Here is a 22202-nt window from a genome sequence, read left to right as displayed (position 1 = left end):
GGCCCCGCCTTGCCAAATTGCGAAACCCGTCCCGCCGTTGCCAAAACGGCTCCCAAAAAGCGAAACGATTCAGCAGGCGAAGACGCAGGCCCGGCTCGTTTTCGTCGATTCCCGGGTTTTGGGCAAACAAGATGCATTCTGCACACAATTTAAGCGCCTTCTGACACTCTGGTGCACGGCTTGCAATGGGACTCATCATCTAGCCACAGTCGGAAGCCGCCATGAGAGTCAATCAACCCGTTACCCAGCGTGAGCGCCTCTATCCAGTGCACCAGAACCTCATCTCCACCACGGATCTGGAGAGCCGCATCACCTATGCCAACGACGAGTTCTGCCAGATCGCCGGCTTCACTCTGGAGGAGCTGCAGGGAGCGCCCCACAATCTGGTCCGCCACCCCGACATGCCGCCCCAGGCCTTCGCCGACATGTGGCGCCATCTGCGGGAAGGCAAGAGCTGGATGGGCCCGGTCAAGAACCGCTGCAAGAACGGAGATCACTACTGGGTCAGCGCCTTCGTGACCCCCATCCAGGATGCGAGCGGCAAGGTGGTGGAGTACCAGTCGGTGCGCACGGCGCCAGATGACGCAGTCAAGCAGCGGGCGGAGCGAGTCTATGAGGGGATACGCAGCGGCAAGACCCCGCGGGCCCTGCGCCTTCTCCCCTTCTCCCACACGCTTGCGCTCACTCTCTGCCTGCTGCCTTGCCTGGCGGCCCTGGTGGCTCTGGGCTATCAGCACGGCACTGACTGGCCCCTTCTCCTCGGCGCCCTCTCCCTGATGCTGGCGCTCGCCATCAACCAGACCCTCTCTCGCCGCCTCGCGCGGCTGGATACCCTGGCCCGCGACCGCTTCGACAACCCATTGATGCAGCTGCTCTACACCGGCCGGGTCGATCGCCTGGCCGCCGTCGAGCTCGCCATGCAGATGAACCAGGCCGAGTTCAATGCGGTGCTGGCCCGCACCCAGCAGACCTGCCAGCAGATCCTGACATCTGCCCAGACGGATCTGCACAACGCCGAGACCATCACCGACAACCTGCAGCAACAGCAGGCCCAGACCAACCAGGTGGCGACCGCCATCACCCAGATGGCGGAGTCCATCCGCGAGGTCTCCCACAGCTCGACCGCCGCCTCCGATCGACTGGACGAGACCGCCGATCTGTTCAGGGAGGGCAACCGCAGCGTGCAGGAGACACTGGTCGAGGTGGGGGGTATGCACAGCGAGCTGATCGCCTCCAAGGGGGTGATCACCACCCTCGCCACCCAGTGCCGGGCCATCGACGGCATCCTGGACGTCATCAACAACATCGCCAACCAGACCAACCTGCTGGCCCTCAACGCCGCCATCGAGGCCGCCCGGGCTGGCGAGGCGGGTCGCGGCTTCTCGGTGGTGGCGGACGAGATCCGCACCCTGGCCATCAAGACCCAATCCTCCACCGGCGAGATCCAGAAGATGATCACCCTGCTGCAGGGCAGCGCCGGGGATGCGGAACAGGCGATGGAGAAGGGAGAGCAGCGCTCCGCCATCTGCCGACTCAAGGCCGCCGCCACCGGGGACGTGCTGCAACAGATAAGCGATCGCCTGCTGCAGGTGGCCTCCGGCAGCAGCCAGATAGCCCAGGCGGTGCAGGAGCAGTCCCAGGTCACCGCCGACATCGACCGCAGCGTGCTCAGCATCAAGACCCTGGCCGACGACTCCAGCCAGGGCAGCCGCCACGCCGTGCAGGGCATCATTCAGCTGGTGCGCCAACTCGGCGAGCTGGAGCGGCTGGTGCGCCAGTTCCAGCAGCATCCCGCCGCCCAGCCAACCAGTGCGACCCTGACCAGCGGCCAACCCCTGCTGGCCCGCTGAGCCTTCACGGAGCAAACCAGACCCAAAGACCGTGCGCTAATACAAAAAAAACATGGGCCCCTGTCGTCACCGGTAGCGGGCCCAATTATCTCTGGTGGGAAATACGAGTCTGACCGGCTTGCACATTCGGTTCAGCGCCCGGGCAAGCGGGCCTATCATCCCCGCCTACTCCTCCTTGCCACGCCGACCATCTCGGCTGCGCCACATGGCCCTCAGCAGGGCAATGGTCACGCTCACTTCCCCACTCATACGCCGTGAATCGTGAACCTTGGGCGTTGAGCGTTGAGCGTTGAGCGTTGAGCGTTGAGCGGGAAAGCGTCGCGCCTTGAGCTCCCTCTTATCCAACCTGCCGCAGGCCCCCGCTGCCCCCTCAATTTCTTGATCTTGCGCGAGAAAACGCCCGTTCCCCCTTCCCTAACCGGCTCCGTTCGGTAACATGACCATCAGACCCCTCTTGTCGGAGTCAGCCATGAACCAGACCAGAGCCATATCGCAGGGAAAGCGCAGCAAACTGGAGGCTGAAATTCAGGGGCGGTAGCTTTGCCTGAATGTTGGGAAGATCACGACCAAAGGGGTAAATGTTTGAAAAGAAAACCAATAATCAAGCTTTCTCATATTCAAGAAGTTATCAAGTTATTTGATTCAATAAGCCAAGACGCGAACTTACCTGATACATATTACGAGATGTCTCGTTATATAAGATCAACTGAATATGATGAAATGAATTTGTATGAACTTTCTTTTGAACCTTTTTTATCTATAGCTAAGCAATGTGACATGAATTTTTTTGCCCTGTATCGGAGCAAACAACGAATATATCTTGTTCATTGTAACGATGCCGGTCACCCCCCACCTCGATGGGAAGCCCACCCTATCAAACTCTCTCAACTTAAGGATCTTGATTTGATGATGTTTTTAATGCGAGATCACGCCTATCAATTGGCGCTAAGAAATAAGCAATATTTAGACTATGAAATTTAGACAATTAAATATCCCCACATAGAAAAACCGATAATATTGATAGCATGTGATTGCCACATTTGTCTTAGTATCAATCATTAAAAAACCACAACCATCATATTCAACATGAACGTTCGATTAATATTTTTTGGTTTTCTTTTTTTGACGAGTTCGGTGAACCCTCAGGAGATCATGACTCGCATAGTTAGCAGGGATGATGGTTCGTTTATCTCTTATTATCTTGTCCAACATGCCCATGACACAGATACACTGCTGTTGATCCTGCAAGGCTCTGATTGCAATAGTGTCTTGAAAATAGCGTCCATACTCACCGAGTATAAAAATGTTTGGCCAGAAGCTGACCTGTTGTTAATCGAAAAATACGGCATCACTCGTAAATTAAAATACAGTCCCGACCCGGCACGCAAGGATTGTCCTGCTCAGTACCTTGAAAAGGACAACCCTGCGCAGCGGGTTGCGGATATCAAGGTTGTGCTCGATTCCGTTCGAAAAGACGGTCAATACAAGAGATTTATCCTCTTGGGTGGCAGTGAAGGGGCCGTTATCGCCGACCTGGTGAGCGCAGATGTTGACTATATCGATGCCACCGTTGCCTTTAATGGCGGTGGCCGCCGGTTTATCGATGACGTCTCACACAGTATCGCTGCAAAGCATAAAAACCCCGAAGAGGCGAGAAAAGAGATCGACGGTTTAAAAGGGTTTGCCGAGCATGTGCGGAGCAGCAAACCATTTGAGCTTGAAGTCAGCGGACACGGTTATCATTGGTGGCAGCAGATGCTCTCCATCGATCAGCTTGATACCCTGCAAGACGTAAAATCCCCTTTGCTGATAATTCAGGGAGGGAGGGACACGTCGGTATCACCACAGAAAACAGATGAAATGATGCAGCGCCTTAAAGAACTAGGGAAAAGCAACATCGAGTATCGGCGTTACGAAGCACTCGATCATGGATTGAAAGACAGCGACGGGAAAAGCCAGCGCAAAGAGGTCGTCAGCGATATAAATTTTTGGTTAAGGTCGAAACTAGGCAATCCAGCCAATAAATCCAACGGCAACTGATTGAAGCGGGGCTGAGCAGGCTGAAGACTGAAACTCAGGGGCGGCCACGTGGTGGTTGTAGGTTGGTGCAGAGCGAAGCCCAAAAGATGAGAATTATCACGTCAACCTGAGTGGGACAAATATGGATTTGTCGAGCGGTAACACAAATTTTCAGATACATTCGAGGTAAACGTTAGGCTTCAATACGTTCAGCGCCAACCTACGATTTTAACCCAACATACGAGATTTTTAGAAAACAGAGGTCAACGAAGTGAAATTAGCAATAGTATTTGGGGTTAGTGAATACCAAAATTACACCCCCCTCAAGGCATGTCAAAACGATGCGAATCTAGTTAATCAAATTTTCCAGAATCTAGAAAAATTTGATAATACGTGTTTCTTGGCTGGAAACGTCAAAGCATTTGAAGCAAAGCAAAAAATCACTGAGTTTGTAAACAACCACAAAGATACGCCTGTTGAAGAACTCGTGTTTTACTATACAGGACATGGTGCTCGGTATGATGACGATTTTTTCTATGTCTTTTCAGATTTTAATGAAAAAAGAAAGGAGGTAACCGCATTAAGAAACTCCGAGCTAGACGGATTAATCAGAAATTTAAATCCAAATTTGACAGTTAAAATAATCGATGCGTGCTATTCAGGCTCTACTTACATAAAATCTGATGATGATATTAAGCCCACACTTGAGAAATCTGCCAAAGAAAACAACCTTAACAATCTATACTTTTTCCACTCTTCTAGCTCAGATGAAACCTCTTTAGCCAATGACTTGTATAGTTTCTTTACTTTTAGTTTTTGCAAGTCGATAGCTGATTTAGACGGAGCTATTCGTTATAGGGACATAATGGCCTATGTGGCAGATGACATGTCACAAAGTGGATACCCTAAACCTACATTTGTGGTGCAAGCCGACAATACAGAGGTGTTTGGCGAACTAGATTCCGATTTCAAAAGACATGTCAAAGAAAGTCTGAACATTCAGGACGAGACCTTAGATGTAACCGAAAACAAAAAAGAAGAAGTAAGTGATGCAGAAAAGGAAGATCAGTTCATAAAGCAAATTCAAATAAATAGCCAAGAAGTCTTTTGCTCTAAAGAAGAGGCAATCAAAAACATTAACATTATTAGAGAATTACTGAGCCAGTCAAGCTGGCCAGACCAAATCCTCAGTATGTTTGAAATTGAAGTATGCAGTATTGACCATGCTAACACCATAGAAAACAGAATTGAAATTGGTAGGTGGCTTAACAAAAACTCAGATGCAAATTATTTTTCAGAGCCAACATACGATACTGAGACGTATTATGAGGAAGAGTATAAAAAGATCCCTAAGAAGCCTAGTAGAGCGACCGATATGCTAGGAAGTTTATATTCTATTAGAAGGTCGCTTGGACTTGATGATGAAAATGAATATAAATTAGAAAAAATCGAGAAAACACGCAAATACGTTGATGGATTTAAATATACTGCTGAGTCTCCATTTCGAGGTTTACAGGTGCTCTTTCATCCTAAATACTCTTCTATTGAGAACTATGCATTAACGATTGCGTTAATATTCTCACGTAAAAGCCTTGTGTTTTTTGTCGCGTGGGAAGCTTTGCCCTATTTGAGCTGGGATGCTATTCAAAACCCCAAGTGCCTTAACTGGAAAACGAAAGAGGTTTTCTTAAAAAAAGAAGAGGAGATTAAGGGATACGTTAATGAATTGATATCAACAATGTCCGTATTCATTTCAGAAGATATTTCTACAAAACTGGGAATCAAACTTTAACAAGGTGCTGTTGTCGGAAAAATCTTCCGCTGCGCTCCAAATTTGCCATAGAGCGGACGTTAGGCTGATGAAAATACACTTATTTAACATCATATAACACGTTCCATTAAGCCATTAACCACTGACAACAAGGGGGCAAACGCCCCCTTGTTTATTTACGCTCGATACCAACAACCGACCTTAATCGATTAACCCCCGCTGCCGCAGTGCGGTCAGCAGCTCATCCACCAAGGCTTCCACCGGCTTGCCGGCATTTAGCAGGTGTATTTCCGGCTGCTCCGGTGCCTCGTAGGCGGAGTCGATGCCGGTAAAGTTGCGAATTTCCCCCGCCCGCGCCTTCTTGTAGAGCCCCTTGGGGTCGCGCTCTTCACAGACGGCGAGGGGCGCATCGACAAAGACTTCGACAAACTCGTCAGGCCCCAAGAGATTGCGCACCAGTTGCCGCTCGGCACGGAACGGCGAGATAAAGGCGGTGAGCACGATAAGCCCTGCATCCACCATGAGTTTCGCCACCTCGCCGACCCGGCGGATATTCTCCTGGCGGGCGGCGTCATCGAAGCCGAGATCGCCGCACAGGCCATGGCGCACGTTGTCCCCATCCAGCAGATAGGTGTGCTTGCCTTGCGACGCCAGCGCCTGCTCCAGTGCCCCCGCCAGGGTGGACTTGCCCGCCCCGGAGAGCCCGGTGAACCAGATCACCAGGGGCTTCTGCCCCTTCTGTTCAGCCCGGCTCTCTTTGTCGACGGCATGGGCATGCCACACGATATTGCTCATTCAAACTCCTTGCGAGGCATCAGGGCCCCAAAACGAAGAGGGTTGTGCCTTAAAACGGAAACAGCAGGGGCACCATGACGATCACCCCGAGGCTGTAGGCCAGGGAGACAGGCACCGCCAGCTTGAGGTAATCCGGCATCTTGTAGTTGCCCGCCGCATAGACCATGAGGTTGGTCTGGTAGCCGTAGGGCAGTATAAAGCTGGAACTTGCCCCGAACAGCACCGCCAGGATGAACGGCATGGTGGAGACGTCCATGCTGAGCGCCAGCTGGTAGCCCATGGGGAAGGCCAGGGCCGCGGCGGCGTTGTTGCTCATCAGCTCGGTCAGCACCAGGGTGAACAGGTAGATGCCGATAAAAGCGATGATGGGGCTGGAGCCGTTGAACTCCCCCATCAGCCAGTCGGCAATCAACCTGGCCAGCCCGCTCTTCTCCAGCTGATCGGCGATGGCCAGCGCCCCGCCCACCACCAGCCAGATGTCCAGCGGAAAGCGGCGACGGATCTCGTCCAGGGTCAGGATGCGGGTCAGCAGCAGCGCCACCAGCATCAGCAGCAACCCCTTGAACAGCGGCACCAGATCGAACACCGACAACGCCAGCACCCCGAGAAAGCCCAGCACCACGGCGGCGCTGCGCTTGCCATCGAGCCGGGTGGAGGCTTCCAGCCCGCTCACCACCACGAACTCCCGGGAGAGTGACTTGTTGCCCGCAAACTTGGGGCCGGGGGCCAGCAGCAGGGTGTCCCCCGCGTGCAGTTCAATCTGGCCGAGGCCGCCGGTGAGCTGGGTCTCGCCCCGGCGCACCGCCAGCACCACCGCATCGAAGTGGGTGCGAAACTCCGCATCCTTGATTGTCTGCCCCACCAGCCGCGAGCTGTGGCTGACGATCACCTCCACCAGATGCTGGCCGTTGAGGCGGTGCTGACCGTAGAGATCCAGCCCCTTGAGCTCCTGCAACACGCCGACGCTCTCCACGTCGCCGCAAAACAGCAGCATGTCCCCTTCGTGCAGCTCGTGCTCCGGCTGCACCGGGCAGATCACCTGGTTGCCCCGGATGATCTCGGCAAGATAGAGGCTCTTCAGGCTGCGCAGGCCGTTCTCCTTGACGCTGCGCCCGGCCATGGGGGAACCGGGGCCCACCTTGGCCTCGAGAAAGTAGCCGGATTCCCGGCTCATCTCGGTGTCCTGCTCCGGCAGGTGGCGGGCAAACAGCAGCACGGCGACCAGGCCGGTCAGCAATGTCCCTGCCCCCACCATAAAGAAGTCGAACATGCCGAGCGGCGGCGCCCCCATCTTGATGAGGAAGCTGTTGACGATGAGGTTGGTGGAGGTGCCGATCAGGGTCAGCACGCCGCCAAAGGTGGCCGCGAAGCACATGGGCAGCAGCAGCCGGGAGGGCGCATGGTTGGGGTTGCGCTTGACCGCCCCCAGCATGGAAGCCACCACGGCGGTGTTGTTGACGAAGGCCGACAGGAAGGCGGTGGAGAACCACACCTTGACCAGCACCTTGTTGAAGGAGCCGGTGCCCACCAGGTTGGCGAACCAGCTCATGACCCGGGTCTTCTCCACCGCGAGCGACACCAGCAGCAGCAACACCAGGGTCAGCAGGGCGCTGTTGGTGTAACCCGCCACCACGGCGTTGATGTCCGCCAGGCCGCTCAGATAGGTGATGAGCACGGCGCCCGAGAAGAGCAGCGCCGGCCGGAGTTTGCCCTGGATCAGCAGGGCGACGAGGGCAGCCAGCAGACCCAGCACCAGGGATTGTTGCCAGGTCATGGGCTTACTCCTTGCCGGAATCGTTGCTGATGGTCAGCGCCTGCCAGTGGGGGAAGTGCTTGCGCACCAGGGCGTTGAGCTCCACTTCGAACTCGCTGTATTGCCCTTTAGCCACTTTCGCGGCCAAGCCTTCCACTATCATGCCCGCGCCCACGGTGACGTTGGTCAGCCGGTCGATCAGGATGAAGCTGCCGGTGTCGCGGATCTCCTTGTAGGGGTCGAACGCCACCGGGTCGGTCAGGCTGAATTCGCACAGGCCGATCTCGTTGAGCTTGAGCTCGGAGGCGTCCAGCTCGTCCAGCTTGTTGATCTCGATGCGGTGGCGGATGGCCTCCACCTGGCCGCGGCTCTTCTTGGTGGCCAGCTTGACGTCATAGACCCGGCCCGGTTGCAGGGACTCCTCCCCCATCCAGACGATGTGAGCCAGCACGTTCTGGGTCACCTGGGGCTTCTTCGCCGCATCCACCAGCAGGTCGCCGCGACTGATGTCGATCTCGTCCGCGAAGGTGACCGTGATGGCCTGGCCCGGCAAGGCGTATTCCAGATCCCCGTCGAAGGTGACGATACGGGTCACGGTACTCTCCTTGCCGGAGGGCAGCACTGCCAGCTTGTCGCCAACCCGCAGGATGCCAGAGGCCAAGGTCCCCGCGAAGCCGCGAAAATCGAGGTTGGGGCGGTTCACGTACTGCACCGGCAGGCGCACCGGGTGACGCTCCAGCTCGCGCTCCACTTCGGCGCTTTCCAGCAGGGAGAGCAGGGTCTCGCCCTCGTACCAGGCCAGCTTGTCGCTCTGGTTCACCACGTTGTCACCGTCCAGGGCCGAGACCGGCACTATGTGGATGGTGTCGACGCTGAGCTTCCTGGCGAACTCGCGGTATTCGGCACTGATGCGATCGAACACCTCCTGGCTGAACTCCACCAGGTCCATCTTGTTGACCGCCACCACGAACTGCTTGATGCCAAGCAGGCTCGCGATAAAGCTGTGGCGACGGGTCTGATCCAGCACCCCCTTGCGGGCGTCGATCAATATGATGGCCAGATCGCAGGTGGAGGCGCCGGTGGCCATGTTGCGGGTGTACTGCTCGTGGCCCGGAGTGTCCGAGATGATGAACTTGCGCTTGGCGGTAGAGAAATAGCGGTAGGCCACGTCTATGGTGATGCCCTGCTCGCGCTCCGCCTGCAGGCCGTCCACCAGCAGTGCCAGGTCCAGCTTCTCGCCGGTGGTGCCGAGTTTCTGGCTGTCGGACTCCAGCGCCTTCAACTGATCTTCATAGATCTGCTGGGAGTCGTGCAGCAGGCGGCCGATGAGGGTGCTCTTGCCGTCGTCCACGCTGCCGCAGGTGAGAAAGCGCAGCAGGCTCTTGTGCTGCTGGGCGTGCAGGTAGGCTTCAATGCCCTGTTCGCTGATGGCGGTCTGAATGTGGTTGTTCATGATGCGATTCCTTAGAAATATCCCTGACGCTTCTTCTGCTCCATGGAGCCGGCCTGATCGTGGTCGATGAGCCGCCCTTGCCGCTCGCTCGAGGTGGTGAGCAGCATCTCTTCGATGATCTCGGGCAAGGTGGTGGCATTGGATTCGATGGCCCCGGTCAGCGGGTAGCAGCCGAGGGTGCGGAAGCGCACCAGCTCCTGCTTCACCTCGTCTTCCGGGCCTATGGGCATGCGCTCATCATCCACCATGATCTTGATGCCATTGCGCTCAACGACCGGGCGATGGGCGGCAAAGTAGAGCGGCACTATGTCGATATTCTCGAGATAGATGTATTGCCAGATGTCCAGCTCGGTCCAGTTGGAGAGCGGGAACACCCGGATGCTCTCCCCCTTGTTGACCTGGCTGTTGTAGACGCGCCACAGCTCGGGTCTCTGGTTCTTCGGATCCCAGCGGTGGGACTTGTCACGGAAGGAGTAGACCCGCTCCTTGGCACGGGACTTCTCCTCGTCGCGGCGGGCGCCGCCGAAGGCCGCATCGAAGCCGTATTTGTTGAGCGCCTGCTTGAGCCCCTCGGTCTTCATGATGTCGGTGTGCTTGCCGCTGCCGTGCACGAAGGGGTTGATGTCCATGGCGAGACCATCCGGGTTCTTGTGGACGATGAGGTCCAGCCCGTATTTTTTGGCGGTCTCGTCCCGGAACTTGATCATCTCCTTGAACTTCCAGTTGGTGTCCACGTGGAGCAGGGGGAAGGGGATCTTGCCCGGATAGAAGGCCTTGCGGGCCAGGTGCAGCATGACGGAGGAGTCCTTGCCGATGGAGTACATCATCACCGGGTTTTCAAATTCGGCAGCCACCTCGCGGATGATATGGATGCTCTCGGCTTCCAGCTGCTGCAAGTGGGTAAGTCTTTCACGGTCCATGTCTGGGTCCTCGGTTCATTGCTATCGCGCCTGCTCGGGACGCGGTTCTGGTTCAGTTCGGTGCCGCCTTGGCCGCACCATCAAATCGATTCGGGTCTCGCCCTTCAGGCCAGGCTCACCAGCTTGAGTTCGTGGCGGCTCGCCTCTGTCTCGGCCCGCTCGCCACCCTGCTCGCCAAACCAGGCGAGCTGCTTGCGCAAGGCCACCACCTCGCCGATGACGATGAGGGACGGGCTCACCGCCTGCTGGGCCAGTTCCGCCAGCTCGTCCAGGGTGCCGGTCAGCACCCGCTGCCGCGCCGTGGTGCCCCGCTCTATGATGGCGATGGGGGTGGCGGCGCTTCGGCCATGCTCCACCAGCTGCAGCTGGATGTGCTCGGAGCGCATCAGCCCCATGTAGATGACCAGGGTCTGATTGGTGGCTGCGAGCTGCTGCCAGTCGGGCTCCTTGCCCTCCTTCTGGCAGTGGCCCGTGATGAAGACGGCGCTCTGGGCATGGTCGCGGTGAGTGAGCGGAATGCCCGCATAGGCGGTGGCACCGGCGGCGGCCGTGATGCCGGGCACCACGGAGAAGGGGATCCCCTCCTCTGCCAGCACTTCCAGCTCCTCGCCGCCACGGCCGAACATGAAGGGATCCCCCCCCTTGAGCCGCACCACCCGGTTGCCCGCCCTGGCGTATTCCACCAGCAGGCGATTGGTCTCTTCCTGGGGCACGCTGTGGGCACCGGCCTTCTTGCCGACCGACACCAGGGTGGCGTCCCGGCGCACCAGATCCAGGATCTCCGGGGAGACCAGCTGGTCATAGAGCACCACTTCGGCTTGCTGAATTTGTTGCAGCGCCTTGAGGGTCAAGAGGCCAGGGTCCCCTGGGCCCGCCCCTACCAGCACCACTTCCCCCATTTCGGTCTGGGCCTTGTCGAGGCCCTCGTTCAGCCACTGCTCGGCACCTTGCCAATCGGCTTTCTCGATCAGACCGGCCAGGGTGTTGGAGGCGAAGGCGCGCTCCCAGAAGCGGCGGCGATCGGAGAGGGAGGCCAGCACCCGCTTGGCCCGGCTGCGCACCCGGCCGGAGAGCTCCGCCAGTCCGCCCAGATGGCGGGGCAGCAGGCTCTCGAGCCGCTCGCGCAACAGGCGCACCAGCACGGGGGCCTTGCCGCCGCTGGAGACGGCCACCATGATGGGGCTGCGATCGATGATGGAGGGGAAGATAAAGCTGGAGCGCTCGGGGTCATCCACCACATTCACAAAAAGCCCGAGCTGATTGGCGCTCTGGTAGACCAGGGCGTTGACCTCGAGGCTGTCGGTCGCCGCCACCACCAAGGTCTGGCCGGCCAGATGGGCCGGCTCGAAGCGAGCCGCCACATGGGTGAAGCGACCGGCAAACTCATGGAAGTCGGGCTCGAGCTCGGGAGAGACCAGGGTCAGCCGGGCACCTGCCGCCAGCAGCAGGCGCGCCTTGCGCAGGGCAACCTCGCCCCCGCCCACCAGCAATACCGGGCGGCCTTCCAACCTGGCAAACATAGGTAAATAATCCATCAGGGCCCACTCCTCGGCATACGACGACATCTTGGGCGACTATAGGCAGGAGTCCTTATCCCTCAAAATAATAAAAAATGCTCTTTAATGCGTTTTAGTAATTAGTAAAGCCGTGCCGTGGCAAAGGGGAGCGAATGTCCTTGTGGTGGTTCGCACCAGACTCTAGGCTAGTGAAAGTGTTTCATAAGGAGCTTTACCATGAATGAGTCATTGATTGTGCTGGGGATCTTCGTGTTCCTGGTGCTGGCCACCCTGAGCGCGGGCATCAAGATAGTGCCACAGGGTTTCAACTGGACCGTGGAGCGCTTCGGCCGCTACACCCGTACCCTGACCCCGGGCCTCAACCTGCTGATCCCCTATGTGGACAGGGTCGGCCACAAGATCATCATGATGGAGCAGGTGCTGGACATCCCGGCCCAGGAGGTGATCTCCCGGGACAACGCCAACGTCACCATAGACGCCATCAGCTTCGTGCAGGTGGTGGATGCCCGCAAAGGGGCCTATGAGGTCAACGATCTCACCAGCGCCATCAGAAATCTGACGATGACCAATATGCGGACAGTGCTCGGCGCCATGGAGCTGGACGAGATGCTCTCCCAGCGCGACACCATCAACGAGAAGCTGCTGCGTACCATGGATGCCGCCACCGCCCCCTGGGGCATCAAGGTGACCCGGATCGAGATCAAGGATGTGCGCCCGCCGCTCGCCCTGGTGGAGGCGATGAACGCCCAGATGAAGGCCGAGCGCCAGAAGCGGGCCGAGGTGCTGGAGGCCGAAGGGGTGCGCCAGTCCAAGATCCTGAAAGCGGAAGGGGAGAAGCAGTCCCAGATCCTCAAAGCCGAGGGGGAACGCCAGGCCGCCTTCCTCGCCGCCGAGGCGCGGGAGCGTGCCGCCGAGGCGGAAGCCAAGGCGACCCATATGGTTTCTCAGGCAATTGCGGAAGGAGATCTGCAGGCCATCAACTACTTCGTGGCTCAGAAATACACCGAGGCCCTGGCCCGCATCGGTGAAGGACCCAACAGCAAGATCATCATGATGCCGCTGGAGGCGGGCAGCCTGATAGGTTCGGTGGCCGGCATGGCCGAGCTGTTCAACAAAGATGGCAAGGTCGGCAAGTCATGACAGCCCTGTTCGAGGGGCTGACCCACTGGCACTGGCTGGGGCTCGGCTTCGTGCTGCTGGCCATCGAGGTGCTGGGATCGGTGGGCTTCCTGCTCTGGACCGGCATCGCTGCCCTGGAGGTGGGGATCTTGCTGCTGATCTGGCCCTTCGGCTGGCAGGCACAGCTGCTGCTGTTCGCGGCGCAGTCCCTGGTGACCACCTGGGCCTGGTGGCGCTGGCAGCACAAGCGCGACCGCTCGAGCCGGGATGCGGCCGCCCCCATCAACGAGCGGATGCAGAGCTATCTGGGACGGGAGCTGACCCTGCTCGATGAGGTGAGCCAGGGGATGAGCCGGGTGCACCTGGATGACACCGTCTGGACGGTGCGCTGCAACCAGCCGCTGGCGGCGGGCAGCAGAGTCCGGGTGACGGGATATGATTCCCATATCCTGCTGGTGGAGCCGCTGCCCTGAGCGGGGAGCCGTTTCCCGCAGTAGCCATAAAAAAACGGGCCCGGCGTTACCGCCGGGCCCGTTTTTTTATGAGGTGCAGGCTTAGTTGGCCTTGGCATCGCTCACAGCAGCTTCTGCCTTGGTGGCTACGTCAGCAGCAGCCTTCTCGACGGTAGCAGAGGCTTCGGAAGCGGCCTTCTCTACGGTAGAGGCAGCTTCGCTAACAGTTGCAGCAACGTCGGCGGCCGGAGTAGCGGCCGGAGCGGCGGCTTCTTCTTTCTGACCACAGGCGGTCAACATCAGACCCAGGATACCGGCTACCAGTACTTTGTTCATGTGCATACCCTCAAAAAAAGATGGAGAGATGGTGTCAAAAACCATCACTGTGCGTCTTCGCCCCCGGTAAAACAGCGAGCCACCGGGAGTCGGGAGGCGCGCGAAATATATCCCCATATGCGACCAATGAAAACGCGTATCACAATGATATTTTCTCGTTGGCTGGATAAAAAGAACTACTGCAACGACAAATGTTAATACAATACGCCTTTATTGACGCTAAACCGCACGATTAAACACCAACAAGAGAACGATTGTCAGTCAATGATTGCCATTTCGGCAGCCGTCATCGGTATCGTGAACGTGCCTTCAGTCAGACAGCTTCTGACAAATCAGCCGCCGCCCCTGGCTGTCGCTCTCTCTGGCCAGATCCAGCAGTGCCATCACCGCCAGGGCCTCCACCGCGGGCACAGGGTTGCCGGCCTCCCCCCTGATGGCGGCGCAGACACCGCGGTAGTAGGCGCCGTAATCACCGGCCTCCCCGCTCACCGCCTGCACCGAGGATTGCCCCTCCACCATGCGGCTGAGCTGACCGGGTTCGGGATCCTGGCCCCAGTTCGCCGCAGGCGGGCGCAGGCCGAGCTTGAGCTGCTCCTCCTGCACATCCATGCCGAACTTGATGAAGGATCCTTCGCTGCCGTGGATGACGAAACGCGGCATGGTGGCAGAGACCAGGCAACTGCCGTGCAGAATGACCCGCATCTCGCCGTAACCCAGCACCACGTGGAAGTAGTCATCGCTCAGGGCGCCGGGGCGCTGGGCGGCCAAGTCCGCCTGGATCCAGTCAGGCTGACCGAACAGCTGCAACGCCTGATCCAGGATGTGGGGACCGAGATCGAACCAGAGCCCGGAACCCGGGCCGCCCGCCTCGCGCCAGCGCTGACGCACCTCGGGGCGGTAACGATCAAAATGAGATTCAAACTGAGCGATCTTGCCCAGCGCTCCTTCCGCCAGCAGGCGGCGTACCGTGAGGAAGTCTCCGTCCCAGCGCCGGTTGTGGAAGATGCTGAGCAGCCGCTGCTGCTTCTCGGCCAGCTCGACGAGCGCCTCGGCTTCGGCCAGATCCAGCGCGAACGGCTTGTCGATCACCACGTGCTTGCCCGCCAGCAGAGCCTGACGGGCGATGGGGGCATGGGTATCGTTCGGGGTCGCTATCACCACCAGATCGACCGTGCTGTCGGCCAGCACCTCGTCCAGGGTGCCGACCCGGCAGCCCGGCAGCTCGGCCTGCACCTTGGCGGCATCACGGCTCACCACCCGGCGCAGGGCAAGCCCCGGGGTGCTGGTCAGGAAGGGGGCGTGGAAGGTCTGTCCTGCAAAGCCGTAACCCACCAGGGCGGCGTTGATTGTCTGACTCATGGGATTCTCCGCTGAACTGTCCAATATGATAGGCACCTGGCGACGCTGCGCCCAAAAAAGAAGGGGGCCTTAAGCCCCCGTTTCGTTCATCAGAGCACAGGATTTAATGCCTGTGCAAGCGACGTTATCCATCGACGTCGGGGCTCTGCCCCGCGCATCAAGACTGCAGGCAGAGGCGACGACCCTGCCGCGTCATCAACATCAGCAAGGGGGGCAGCAGCAGCCACATGTGCAGGGCCAGCTGGCTCAGGGGATCCGGCATCAACCAACCGGTGATCCCCACCAGGGCGCCGGAGCCGCTCATCTGGAACAGGCCGAGCAGGGCGGCGGCGGTCCCGGCGCAGTGACCAAAGGGTGCCAGCGCCATGCCGGCGGCAGCGCCCAGTATCATGGCGAAGCCGATGCTGGAGAGGAATACCGGCCCCATCATCGCCAGCGGATGAGCCAGGTGCATGGTCAGCGTCAGCAGGATGGCCGACAGCAGCAGCACCAGCAGGCCGATGCGCAGGGTGCGTCTCGGTCCCACCCTGGCGATGAAGCGCGGTGCCAGGAAGCAGGCCAGGATGTTGAGCGCCGCGTTGGCGGTGAACCAGTAGCTGAACCCGCTCATGTCCAGACCCAGCTTCACCATCAGCTGTACCGGCGCCGCCGTGACATAGGCCAGGATCACCGCCATCGCCAGCATGCAGAGCGCTGCGTTGAACAGGAAGCTCGGCGAGCGCAGCACAGGGCTGTAGCGGGACCAGCTGATGAGCGGGCCGCTGCTGCTGGTCTCCTCCGGGCGGGTCTCCGGCATGCGCCACAGCAGCCAGCTACCGACCACAACGGCATATCCGGCCATAAACCAGAAGTTGGCCGACCAGCCCGCCTTGGCGGTGAGCCAGCCACCGAGCAGGGGCGCCAGCGCCGGAATGAAGCAGATGGCGCCGTTCAGGTAGGAGATCATCTGACCGCTCTTCTTGGGGCCATAGCTGTCCCGCACCACGGAGAAGGCGGCGACCGAGGTGGCACAGGCACCGAAGCCTTGCAGCACCCGCGCCAGCATCAGCTCGCCGAGGCTCGCGGCAAAGCCGGCGGCCAGGGCGCTCAGACCATAGAGCAGCACGCCGCCAAGGGCGATGGGCTTGCGCCCGTAGCGATCGGCGAGCGGCCCCACCAGCAGCTGACCCAGCCCCATGCTGAACAGGAACCAGGTGATGGTGCCCTGCATCAGGGTCACTTCGGCCCCCAGCTGCTCGGCCATCTGCGGGATGGCGGGCAGATAGATGTCGATGGCCAGCGGGCTGAACAGCACCAGGAGTACAAGCAGAAGAATCAATGGCATCAGTCACCTCAAGCCCTAGGGGGAAAATCGATTGGTGCGCGAGTCTACTGACTCAGAGTAATGAATTGAAATGGTATTTAATCACTTCGGTTATTCCTCCCTGGAAACATGTATTTTATCCACTCCTCTGCACTGCTGCGGCGACCCACATCCGGTGCCGGATTGCAGGCAATTGGCGCTTTTACTAAACCCCTGCCCCGCATAGAATGCGCAGATTATTTTTGCGGAGGTGCGTGATGAACAAGCTTGTCCTGGCAACAGGGAACCAGAAAAAGGTGAAGGAATTGGCCGCCATGCTGGCCGATATGAAGATCCAGGTGATCCCACAGAGCGAGTTTGCGGTCTCCGATGCCGACGAGACCGGCACCACCTTCGTCGAGAATGCCATCATCAAGGCACGCCACGCCGCCCGCATCACAGGCCTGCCCGCCGTGGCCGACGACTCAGGCCTGGAAGTGGACCTGCTGCACGGTCGCCCCGGCGTCTACTCCGCCCGCTTTGCCGGCGCCGGTGCCAGCGACAAGGAGAACATCGACAAGCTGCTGGCCGAGCTGCAAGGCGCCCCCGACTACCTTAAGAGCGCCCGTTTCTGGTGCGTGCTGGTCTATATGCGCCACGCCGACGATCCCACCCCCATCATCTGCCAGGCGAGCTGGGAGGGGATGATCATCGACGAGCCCCGTGGTCAGCACGGCTTTGGCTATGATCCCGTGTTCTTCGTGCCAGATCACGACTGCACCTCGGCCCAGATGCCGGCGGAGCTCAAGAACCAGCTCAGCCATCGCGGCCAGGCCCTGGTCAAGCTCAAGGCGGCGCTGGCCGCGGCGCACTGAGACCCGACCGGGCGCCGGGATACGCCGGCACGCATTTCATCTACAATGGGGGCCACCCGACCGGCCCCCATTTTGATTTTTTGAATACTGGAAACACCATGCTGCAACTGCCGCCCCTCTCCCTCTATATCCATGTGCCCTGGTGCGTCCAGAAGTGCCCCTACTGCGACTTCAACTCTCATGCCCAGAAGGGGGAGCTGCCCCACCTCGAGTACGTGGCCGCCCTGCTGGAGGATCTGGATCAGGATCTGCACTGGGCCCAGGGGCGTCCGCTCTCCTCCATCTTCATCGGCGGTGGTACGCCGAGTCTGCTCTCCGTGGAGGCCATGCAGGCGCTGCTGGACGGGGTGCGTGCCCGCATCGCCCTGACTCCGGACTGCGAGATCACCATGGAGGCCAACCCGGGCACGGTAGAGGCGGACAAGTTCGCCGGCTTCCAGAGGGCCGGCATCAACCGCATCTCCATCGGGGTGCAGAGCTTCCAGCAGGAAAAATTGACCCGCCTCGGCCGCATCCACGGCCCGGAAGAGGCGCGCAAGGCCGCCGAGCTGGCCCATGCCATATCGCTTCCCACCTTCAACCTGGATCTGATGCACGGCCTGCCGGATCAGAGCCTGGAGGATGCCCTCTATGATCTGCAGCAGGCCATCGACTGCGCACCGCCGCACCTCTCCTGGTATCAGCTCACCATCGAGCCGAACACGGCGTTCGCCTCCAAGCCCCCCAAGCTGCCGGAGGACGACACCCTGTGGGACATCTATGAGCAGGGCCACGCCATGCTCACCGCCCAGGGTTATCAGCAGTACGAGATCTCGGCCTATGCCAAAGAGGGGTATCAGTGCCGCCACAACCTCAACTACTGGCGCTTTGGCGACTATCTGGGGATCGGCTGCGGCGCCCACGGCAAGGTGACGGATCTTGCCAACCAGCAGATCCTGCGCACCGCCAAGGTGAAGCATCCGAAAGGTTATCTGGATCCGAGCCGCCCCTATCTGGACAGCCAATGGCAGGTGAGCGCGGACGATTTGCCCCTGGAATACTTTATGAACCGGTTCAGATTGTTTGAACCAGCCCCCAAGGCGGAGTTCGAGGCCTATACCGGGCTGCCGCTGGAGCGGGTGGAGACCATGCTCGCTGTTGCCCAGACCAAGGATCTTATCGAGGATCTCGGCGAATATTGGCAGCTGACCTCCCTCGGCCATCGCTACCTCAACGTGCTGCTTGAGCTCTTTATGGACGAATGAGGCAAGCACCTCTGTCTCGACAAACAACAAGCGGGGCGCCAATGGCGCCCCGCTTGTTTTTCCCAGTGCCTGACGGTAGAAACCCGCTCAGCAGCAGACGCGCATCATCTGCTGTTGACCGGGCTCCCACCGCTTGCCGTGCTTGGCCTTGCGCTGGTAGCTCCCCTTGCCCTTCTTGCTTGGCTCGACCCTGGCCTGAAACAGGGGAGAAGTCACCAGTGCCTTGAGGTGGTTGTCATGGATGATGCCGCGTTGATGATCGTGGACGGGTTCAGTGGTGGCGAGGGCCACCTTCTTCTTGGCCATGCTGGCTCCTTTGCTGTGATGGTAATGGATGGCACTTTGCCGAACGAGGGGCCAAGGAGGCAGCTCAGGACGGCGAAAAAACGCACCGATTGTGCGCCTCTTGCCGTCTGCCTGCAAGGGCTCAGGCGGGAGGCTCAGGCCGGGTGATAGACGACCCGCACCAGGCCGCTTGGCAGCACGGCGCTGGACACAGGCACCAGGCGCCCGGGCAGGGCTTGCGTCCACAGGGAAACGCCGGTCCCCAGGGTGACCGGCACCCAGAACAGGGTCAGCTCGTCCACCAGAGCGGCCTGCAGGCCCTGCCTCACGACCTCGCCACCGTCCAGATAGATGTGGCGCGCTCCCTGCTGCCCCAGCTCGCTCAGCACCTGCGCCAGCGACCCCTGCCGGAAAGAGACATGGGCACGGGACATGGCGGGCCTGTGGGTCAGCACAGTCACAGGTTTGTCGCCATAGGGCCACTCGGGGAAGCCGAGCACGGTTTCATAGCTGTTGCGCCCCATCAGCAGCAGATCGGCGCTGGCCATCAGGGCGCTGTAGCCGGTCTCCTCCTGGGAGTCGCCGCCATAGGGGGCGAGCCAGTCAAGATCCCCGCCCTCCCCCGCGATAAAGCCGTCGAGGGAGAGGGCGAGGAAGGCAGAGACCCGGGGCCGATGGCACTCAGTGTTCATGGTCGTGATGCTCGTGACGGGAGGGGGCGCCGGACTCCAGGGTCTCCAGGATGGCGCAGTGCTCCGCCGAGCGGGGGCCACCGCAGCAGATGTCGGAGAGCGCCTTCAGGTTCTCCCGAAAGCGGGTCAGCTCCAGGATCTTCTGCTCCACCTGTTCAAGCTTGGTGTCGGCCACCGCCTTTACCTCCTGGCAGGTCACCCGCGCCTTGTTGGTGTCGAGGGCGAGCAGCTCCCCTATGTCTGCCAGGGAGAAACCCACCGACTTGGCGCGGATGATGAACTCCAGCCGCCGCCTGTCCTGCTCCCCATAGAGGCGGTAGCCAGACTCGTTACGGATCCCCGGCGAGATGAGTCCGTTCTTCTCGTAAAAGCGCAGGGTGTCCGCCTTCACCCCGCACGCCTTGGCCAGTTCCCCGATCCGATACATAACCCTCTCCCCGACATGGCATAGCGCCCAAAATGGTACTCAATATAAACCGGCTTCCACTATCGCCCCTTTGCCCGGCGATTGCCAGCCAAAGGCAGGAAAGCAGTAGACAACCCGGGCGATCCCGCCCCTTGGCCCTCAAAACACTGAAAAGACAAACGTTTCACAAAAAATCACCAGAAAACGTTTAACACCGCACCGCACAAGGCTTTGTCTCTTTAAAAAATCCACCACGGGTCACATTTTTTGTGTAGAATACGCGCCCACAAGAGAGCGTCGCGTCAAGCGGGCATTTCCTAAAACGCTTTTGCCAACCCCCGGCTCGCCGGGCGAGAGTGGTTTGCGAAATCCCCCACTTCCATTTATTTGGGGACTCTCTGTGTTGAGCCTCGCCTCCCATGGAACGGTCCCCGTTATGCTGAGGACGATAGTGTGATGGAACAAGCTCGACCCATTCGCCGTGCGCTGCTGAGTGTGTCTGACAAGACTGGCATCCTGGAATTTGCCAAGGCACTCAACGAGCGTGGCGTGGCCCTGCTCTCCACCGGTGGAACCGCCAAGCTGCTGGCCGACGCGGGCCTGCCGGTGACCGAGGTCTCCGACTACACCGGCTTCCCCGAGATGATGGACGGCCGGGTCAAGACCCTGCATCCCAAGGTGCACGGTGGCATCCTCGGCCGCCGCGACCGGGATGACGCCATCATGGCCCAGCACGCTATCTCCCCCATCGACATGGTCGTCGTCAACCTCTATCCCTTCGCCGCCACCGTGGCCAAGCCCGGTTGCACCCTGGAAGACGCCGTCGAGAACATCGACATCGGCGGCCCGACCATGGTTCGCTCCGCCGCCAAGAACCACAAGGACGTCACCATAGTCGTCAAGGCGGCCGATTACGGCCGGGTGATCGCCGAGATGGATGGCAACGGCAACAGCCTGACCCTGGCTACCCGCTTCGATCTGGCCATCGCGGCCTTCGAGCACACCGCCGCCTACGACGGCATGATAGCCAACTACTTCGGCACCCTGGTCCCCTCCTACGGTGACAACAAGGAGGGTGACGCCGAGTCCCGCTTCCCGCGTACCTTCAACGCCCAGTTCATCAAGAAGCAGGACATGCGCTACGGCGAGAACAGCCACCAGGCTGCCGCCTTCTACGCCGAAGAGCAGGCCGCACCGGGCTCGGTGGCAAGCGCCATCCAGCTGCAGGGCAAGGCGCTCTCCTACAACAACATCGCCGACACAGACGCGGCGCTGGAGTGCGTGAAGGAGTTCGCCGAGCCGGCCTGCGTCATCGTCAAGCACGCCAACCCCTGTGGCGTTGCCATAGGTGAGGATCTGCTGGCTGCCTACGATCGCGCCTACCAGACCGACCCCACCTCCGCCTTTGGCGGCATCATCGCCTTCAACCGCGAGCTGGATGGTGCCACCGCCGCGGCCATCGTCGCCCGTCAGTTCGTCGAGGTGATCATCGCCCCCAGCATCAGCCAGGCGGCCCGCGAGGCGGTCGCCGCCAAGCAGAACGTGCGTCTGCTCGAGTGCGGCCAGTGGACTGCCCCGGCCCAGGGCTTTGACCTCAAACGCGTCAACGGCGGCCTGCTGGTGCAGGAGCGGGATCACGGCATGGTCACCCTGGGGGATCTCACCGTGGTCAGCCAGCGTCAGCCCACCGAGGCCGAACTCAAGGACCTGCTGTTCTGCTGGAAGGTCGCCAAGTTCGTCAAGTCCAACGCCATCGTCTACGCCAAAGACGGCCAGACCATAGGCGTGGGCGCCGGCCAGATGAGCCGGGTCTACTCCGCCAAGATCGCCGGCATCAAGGCCGAGGATGAAGGGCTGACCGTGGCGGGCTCCGTCATGGCCTCCGACGCCTTCTTCCCGTTCCGCGACGGCATAGATGCCGCCGCTGCCGCGGGCATCTCCTGCGTCATCCAGCCAGGCGGCTCCATGCGCGACAACGAGGTGATCGAGGCCGCCAACGAGCACGGCATGTGCATGGTGTTCACCAACATGCGCCATTTCCGTCACTGATGAGTCAGGGCCGCCACTGGCGGCC

The 22202-nt window shown here is 59.7% G+C and carries 20 protein-coding genes; 9 read left to right on the top strand and 11 right to left on the bottom strand.

The genetic code is table 11. The features are described from left to right. The first annotated feature begins 221 nt into the window (after nucleotides 1-221). The 4 genes from AC1IN8_RS13735 (at nucleotide 222) to AC1IN8_RS13720 (ending at nucleotide 5661) form a co-directional block, all read left to right on the top strand. Nucleotides 222-1850, top strand: coding sequence for a methyl-accepting chemotaxis protein (locus AC1IN8_RS13735; protein ID WP_479759174.1), 1629 nt, complete (start codon nucleotides 222-224; stop codon nucleotides 1848-1850). 582 nt (nucleotides 1851-2432) lie between these two features. Continuing rightward, nucleotides 2433-2831 (top strand): hypothetical protein, encoded by a 399-nt coding sequence (locus tag AC1IN8_RS13730; protein ID WP_479759171.1) that lies wholly within the window; start codon nucleotides 2433-2435, stop codon nucleotides 2829-2831. Nucleotides 2832-3002: 171 nt separating this feature from the next. Next, the gene (locus AC1IN8_RS13725; protein WP_479759169.1) at nucleotides 3003-3890 is read left to right on the top strand and encodes an alpha/beta hydrolase family protein; all 888 of its coding nucleotides are present in this window, start codon (nucleotides 3003-3005) and stop codon (nucleotides 3888-3890) included. Between the two features lie 250 nt (nucleotides 3891-4140). Continuing rightward, on the top strand, nucleotides 4141-5661 hold the full coding sequence (locus AC1IN8_RS13720; RefSeq protein WP_479759168.1) for a caspase family protein: 1521 nt from the start codon (nucleotides 4141-4143) through the stop codon (nucleotides 5659-5661). Between the two features lie 180 nt (nucleotides 5662-5841). Here AC1IN8_RS13720 and cysC read toward each other — a convergent pair whose 3' ends face one another. The 5 genes from cysC to cysG all read right to left on the bottom strand — a co-directional run bounded on the left by cysC (nucleotide 5842) and on the right by cysG (nucleotide 12096). After that, on the bottom strand, nucleotides 5842-6435 hold the full coding sequence (cysC, locus tag AC1IN8_RS13715) for an adenylyl-sulfate kinase (protein ID WP_479759166.1): 594 nt from the start codon (nucleotides 6433-6435) through the stop codon (nucleotides 5842-5844). A 49-nt stretch (nucleotides 6436-6484) separates the two neighbouring features. Next, nucleotides 6485-8209, bottom strand: a complete 1725-nt coding sequence (locus AC1IN8_RS13710) for an SLC13 family permease (RefSeq protein ID WP_247625564.1) — start codon at nucleotides 8207-8209, stop codon at nucleotides 6485-6487. A gap of 4 nt (nucleotides 8210-8213) precedes the next feature. Beyond that, nucleotides 8214-9641: a sulfate adenylyltransferase subunit CysN gene (cysN, locus tag AC1IN8_RS13705; protein ID WP_454010521.1), complete on the bottom strand. Its 1428-nt coding sequence runs from the start codon at nucleotides 9639-9641 to the stop codon at nucleotides 8214-8216. Nucleotides 9642-9652: 11 nt separating this feature from the next. After that, nucleotides 9653-10561 (bottom strand): sulfate adenylyltransferase subunit CysD, encoded by a 909-nt coding sequence (gene cysD, locus AC1IN8_RS13700; RefSeq protein ID WP_106885853.1) that lies wholly within the window; start codon nucleotides 10559-10561, stop codon nucleotides 9653-9655. Nucleotides 10562-10665: 104 nt separating this feature from the next. Next, nucleotides 10666-12096, bottom strand: coding sequence for a siroheme synthase CysG (gene cysG, locus AC1IN8_RS13695; RefSeq protein ID WP_479759163.1), 1431 nt, complete (start codon nucleotides 12094-12096; stop codon nucleotides 10666-10668). A 198-nt stretch (nucleotides 12097-12294) separates the two neighbouring features. Between cysG and AC1IN8_RS13690 the strand changes: the two genes are divergently transcribed. Together AC1IN8_RS13690 and AC1IN8_RS13685 are read left to right on the top strand one after the other, a co-directional pair. Continuing rightward, nucleotides 12295-13218, top strand: coding sequence for an SPFH domain-containing protein (locus AC1IN8_RS13690; protein ID WP_479759161.1), 924 nt, complete (start codon nucleotides 12295-12297; stop codon nucleotides 13216-13218). Next, nucleotides 13215-13670, top strand: coding sequence for an NfeD family protein (locus AC1IN8_RS13685; RefSeq protein ID WP_139434045.1), 456 nt, complete (start codon nucleotides 13215-13217; stop codon nucleotides 13668-13670). The genes AC1IN8_RS13690 and AC1IN8_RS13685 overlap by 4 nt, the downstream gene beginning before the upstream one ends. Nucleotides 13671-13751: 81 nt before the next feature. Here the strand turns inward: AC1IN8_RS13685 and AC1IN8_RS13680 are convergent, their stop codons facing one another. From AC1IN8_RS13680 to AC1IN8_RS13670, 3 genes are all read right to left on the bottom strand, one after another. Further along, nucleotides 13752-13985, bottom strand: a complete 234-nt coding sequence (locus AC1IN8_RS13680; RefSeq protein WP_025328222.1) for a hypothetical protein — start codon at nucleotides 13983-13985, stop codon at nucleotides 13752-13754. A gap of 309 nt (nucleotides 13986-14294) precedes the next feature. Next, a complete protein-coding gene (locus AC1IN8_RS13675) occupies nucleotides 14295-15344 on the bottom strand; it encodes an oxidoreductase (RefSeq protein WP_479759159.1) in 1050 nt (349 codons plus the stop codon). A gap of 157 nt (nucleotides 15345-15501) precedes the next feature. Beyond that, nucleotides 15502-16668 (bottom strand): multidrug effflux MFS transporter, encoded by a 1167-nt coding sequence (locus tag AC1IN8_RS13670; RefSeq protein WP_479759157.1) that lies wholly within the window; start codon nucleotides 16666-16668, stop codon nucleotides 15502-15504. A 236-nt stretch (nucleotides 16669-16904) separates the two neighbouring features. Between AC1IN8_RS13670 and rdgB the strand changes: the two genes are divergently transcribed. Then, complete coding sequence (gene rdgB / locus AC1IN8_RS13665; protein WP_042650100.1) at nucleotides 16905-17501, top strand: RdgB/HAM1 family non-canonical purine NTP pyrophosphatase; 597 nt, start codon at nucleotides 16905-16907, stop codon at nucleotides 17499-17501. A 98-nt stretch (nucleotides 17502-17599) separates the two neighbouring features. Further along, nucleotides 17600-18745: a radical SAM family heme chaperone HemW gene (gene hemW / locus AC1IN8_RS13660; RefSeq protein ID WP_479759154.1), complete on the top strand. Its 1146-nt coding sequence runs from the start codon at nucleotides 17600-17602 to the stop codon at nucleotides 18743-18745. Between the two features lie 87 nt (nucleotides 18746-18832). On the opposite strand, the gene AC1IN8_RS13655 is transcribed toward hemW, so the two are convergent. The 3 genes from AC1IN8_RS13655 to zntR form a co-directional block, all read right to left on the bottom strand. Continuing rightward, on the bottom strand, nucleotides 18833-19051 hold the full coding sequence (locus AC1IN8_RS13655) for an alternative ribosome-rescue factor A (RefSeq protein ID WP_479759152.1): 219 nt from the start codon (nucleotides 19049-19051) through the stop codon (nucleotides 18833-18835). A gap of 134 nt (nucleotides 19052-19185) precedes the next feature. Beyond that, nucleotides 19186-19722, bottom strand: coding sequence for a dihydrofolate reductase family protein (locus tag AC1IN8_RS13650; protein WP_479759150.1), 537 nt, complete (start codon nucleotides 19720-19722; stop codon nucleotides 19186-19188). Beyond that, nucleotides 19712-20149, bottom strand: a complete 438-nt coding sequence (gene zntR, locus AC1IN8_RS13645) for a Zn(2+)-responsive transcriptional regulator (RefSeq protein WP_139434040.1) — start codon at nucleotides 20147-20149, stop codon at nucleotides 19712-19714. The genes AC1IN8_RS13650 and zntR overlap by 11 nt, the downstream gene beginning before the upstream one ends. Before the next feature lie 435 nt (nucleotides 20150-20584). Here zntR and purH point away from each other — a divergent pair, with 435 nt between their 5' ends. Then, entirely contained in the window at nucleotides 20585-22177 is a 1593-nt protein-coding gene (purH, locus tag AC1IN8_RS13640) for a bifunctional phosphoribosylaminoimidazolecarboxamide formyltransferase/IMP cyclohydrolase (protein WP_479759148.1), read from the top strand. Nucleotides 22178-22202: the final 25 nt, after the last annotated feature.

This window comes from Aeromonas sp. 130281 (assembly GCF_056642115.1).
The sequence above is the reverse complement of the archived record's forward strand: the minus strand, read 5'-3'. Positions and strand labels throughout refer to the sequence as shown.

What these genes read in the sequence shown, in the direction of transcription:
- AC1IN8_RS13735 (WP_479759174.1), top strand. Translation starts at nt 222, where the DNA reads ATGAGAGTCAATCAACCCGTTACCCAGCGTGAGCGCCTCTATCCAGTG.
- AC1IN8_RS13725 (WP_479759169.1), top strand. Translation starts at nt 3,003, where the DNA reads ATGACTCGCATAGTTAGCAGGGATGATGGTTCGTTTATCTCTTATTAT.
- cysC (WP_479759166.1), bottom strand. Translation starts at nt 6,435, where the DNA reads ATGAGCAATATCGTGTGGCATGCCCATGCCGTCGACAAAGAGAGCCGG.
- AC1IN8_RS13710 (WP_247625564.1), bottom strand. Translation starts at nt 8,209, where the DNA reads ATGACCTGGCAACAATCCCTGGTGCTGGGTCTGCTGGCTGCCCTCGTC.
- cysN (WP_454010521.1), bottom strand. Translation starts at nt 9,641, where the DNA reads ATGAACAACCACATTCAGACCGCCATCAGCGAACAGGGCATTGAAGCC.
- cysD (WP_106885853.1), bottom strand. Translation starts at nt 10,561, where the DNA reads ATGGACCGTGAAAGACTTACCCACTTGCAGCAGCTGGAAGCCGAGAGC.
- cysG (WP_479759163.1), bottom strand. Translation starts at nt 12,096, where the DNA reads ATGGATTATTTACCTATGTTTGCCAGGTTGGAAGGCCGCCCGGTATTG.
- AC1IN8_RS13690 (WP_479759161.1), top strand. Translation starts at nt 12,295, where the DNA reads ATGAATGAGTCATTGATTGTGCTGGGGATCTTCGTGTTCCTGGTGCTG.
- AC1IN8_RS13685 (WP_139434045.1), top strand. Translation starts at nt 13,215, where the DNA reads ATGACAGCCCTGTTCGAGGGGCTGACCCACTGGCACTGGCTGGGGCTC.
- AC1IN8_RS13680 (WP_025328222.1), bottom strand. Translation starts at nt 13,985, where the DNA reads ATGAACAAAGTACTGGTAGCCGGTATCCTGGGTCTGATGTTGACCGCC.
- AC1IN8_RS13675 (WP_479759159.1), bottom strand. Translation starts at nt 15,344, where the DNA reads ATGAGTCAGACAATCAACGCCGCCCTGGTGGGTTACGGCTTTGCAGGA.
- AC1IN8_RS13670 (WP_479759157.1), bottom strand. Translation starts at nt 16,668, where the DNA reads ATGCCATTGATTCTTCTGCTTGTACTCCTGGTGCTGTTCAGCCCGCTG.
- rdgB (WP_042650100.1), top strand. Translation starts at nt 16,905, where the DNA reads ATGAACAAGCTTGTCCTGGCAACAGGGAACCAGAAAAAGGTGAAGGAA.
- hemW (WP_479759154.1), top strand. Translation starts at nt 17,600, where the DNA reads ATGCTGCAACTGCCGCCCCTCTCCCTCTATATCCATGTGCCCTGGTGC.
- AC1IN8_RS13655 (WP_479759152.1), bottom strand. Translation starts at nt 19,051, where the DNA reads ATGGCCAAGAAGAAGGTGGCCCTCGCCACCACTGAACCCGTCCACGAT.
- AC1IN8_RS13650 (WP_479759150.1), bottom strand. Translation starts at nt 19,722, where the DNA reads ATGAACACTGAGTGCCATCGGCCCCGGGTCTCTGCCTTCCTCGCCCTC.
- zntR (WP_139434040.1), bottom strand. Translation starts at nt 20,149, where the DNA reads ATGTATCGGATCGGGGAACTGGCCAAGGCGTGCGGGGTGAAGGCGGAC.
- purH (WP_479759148.1), top strand. Translation starts at nt 20,585, where the DNA reads ATGGAACAAGCTCGACCCATTCGCCGTGCGCTGCTGAGTGTGTCTGAC.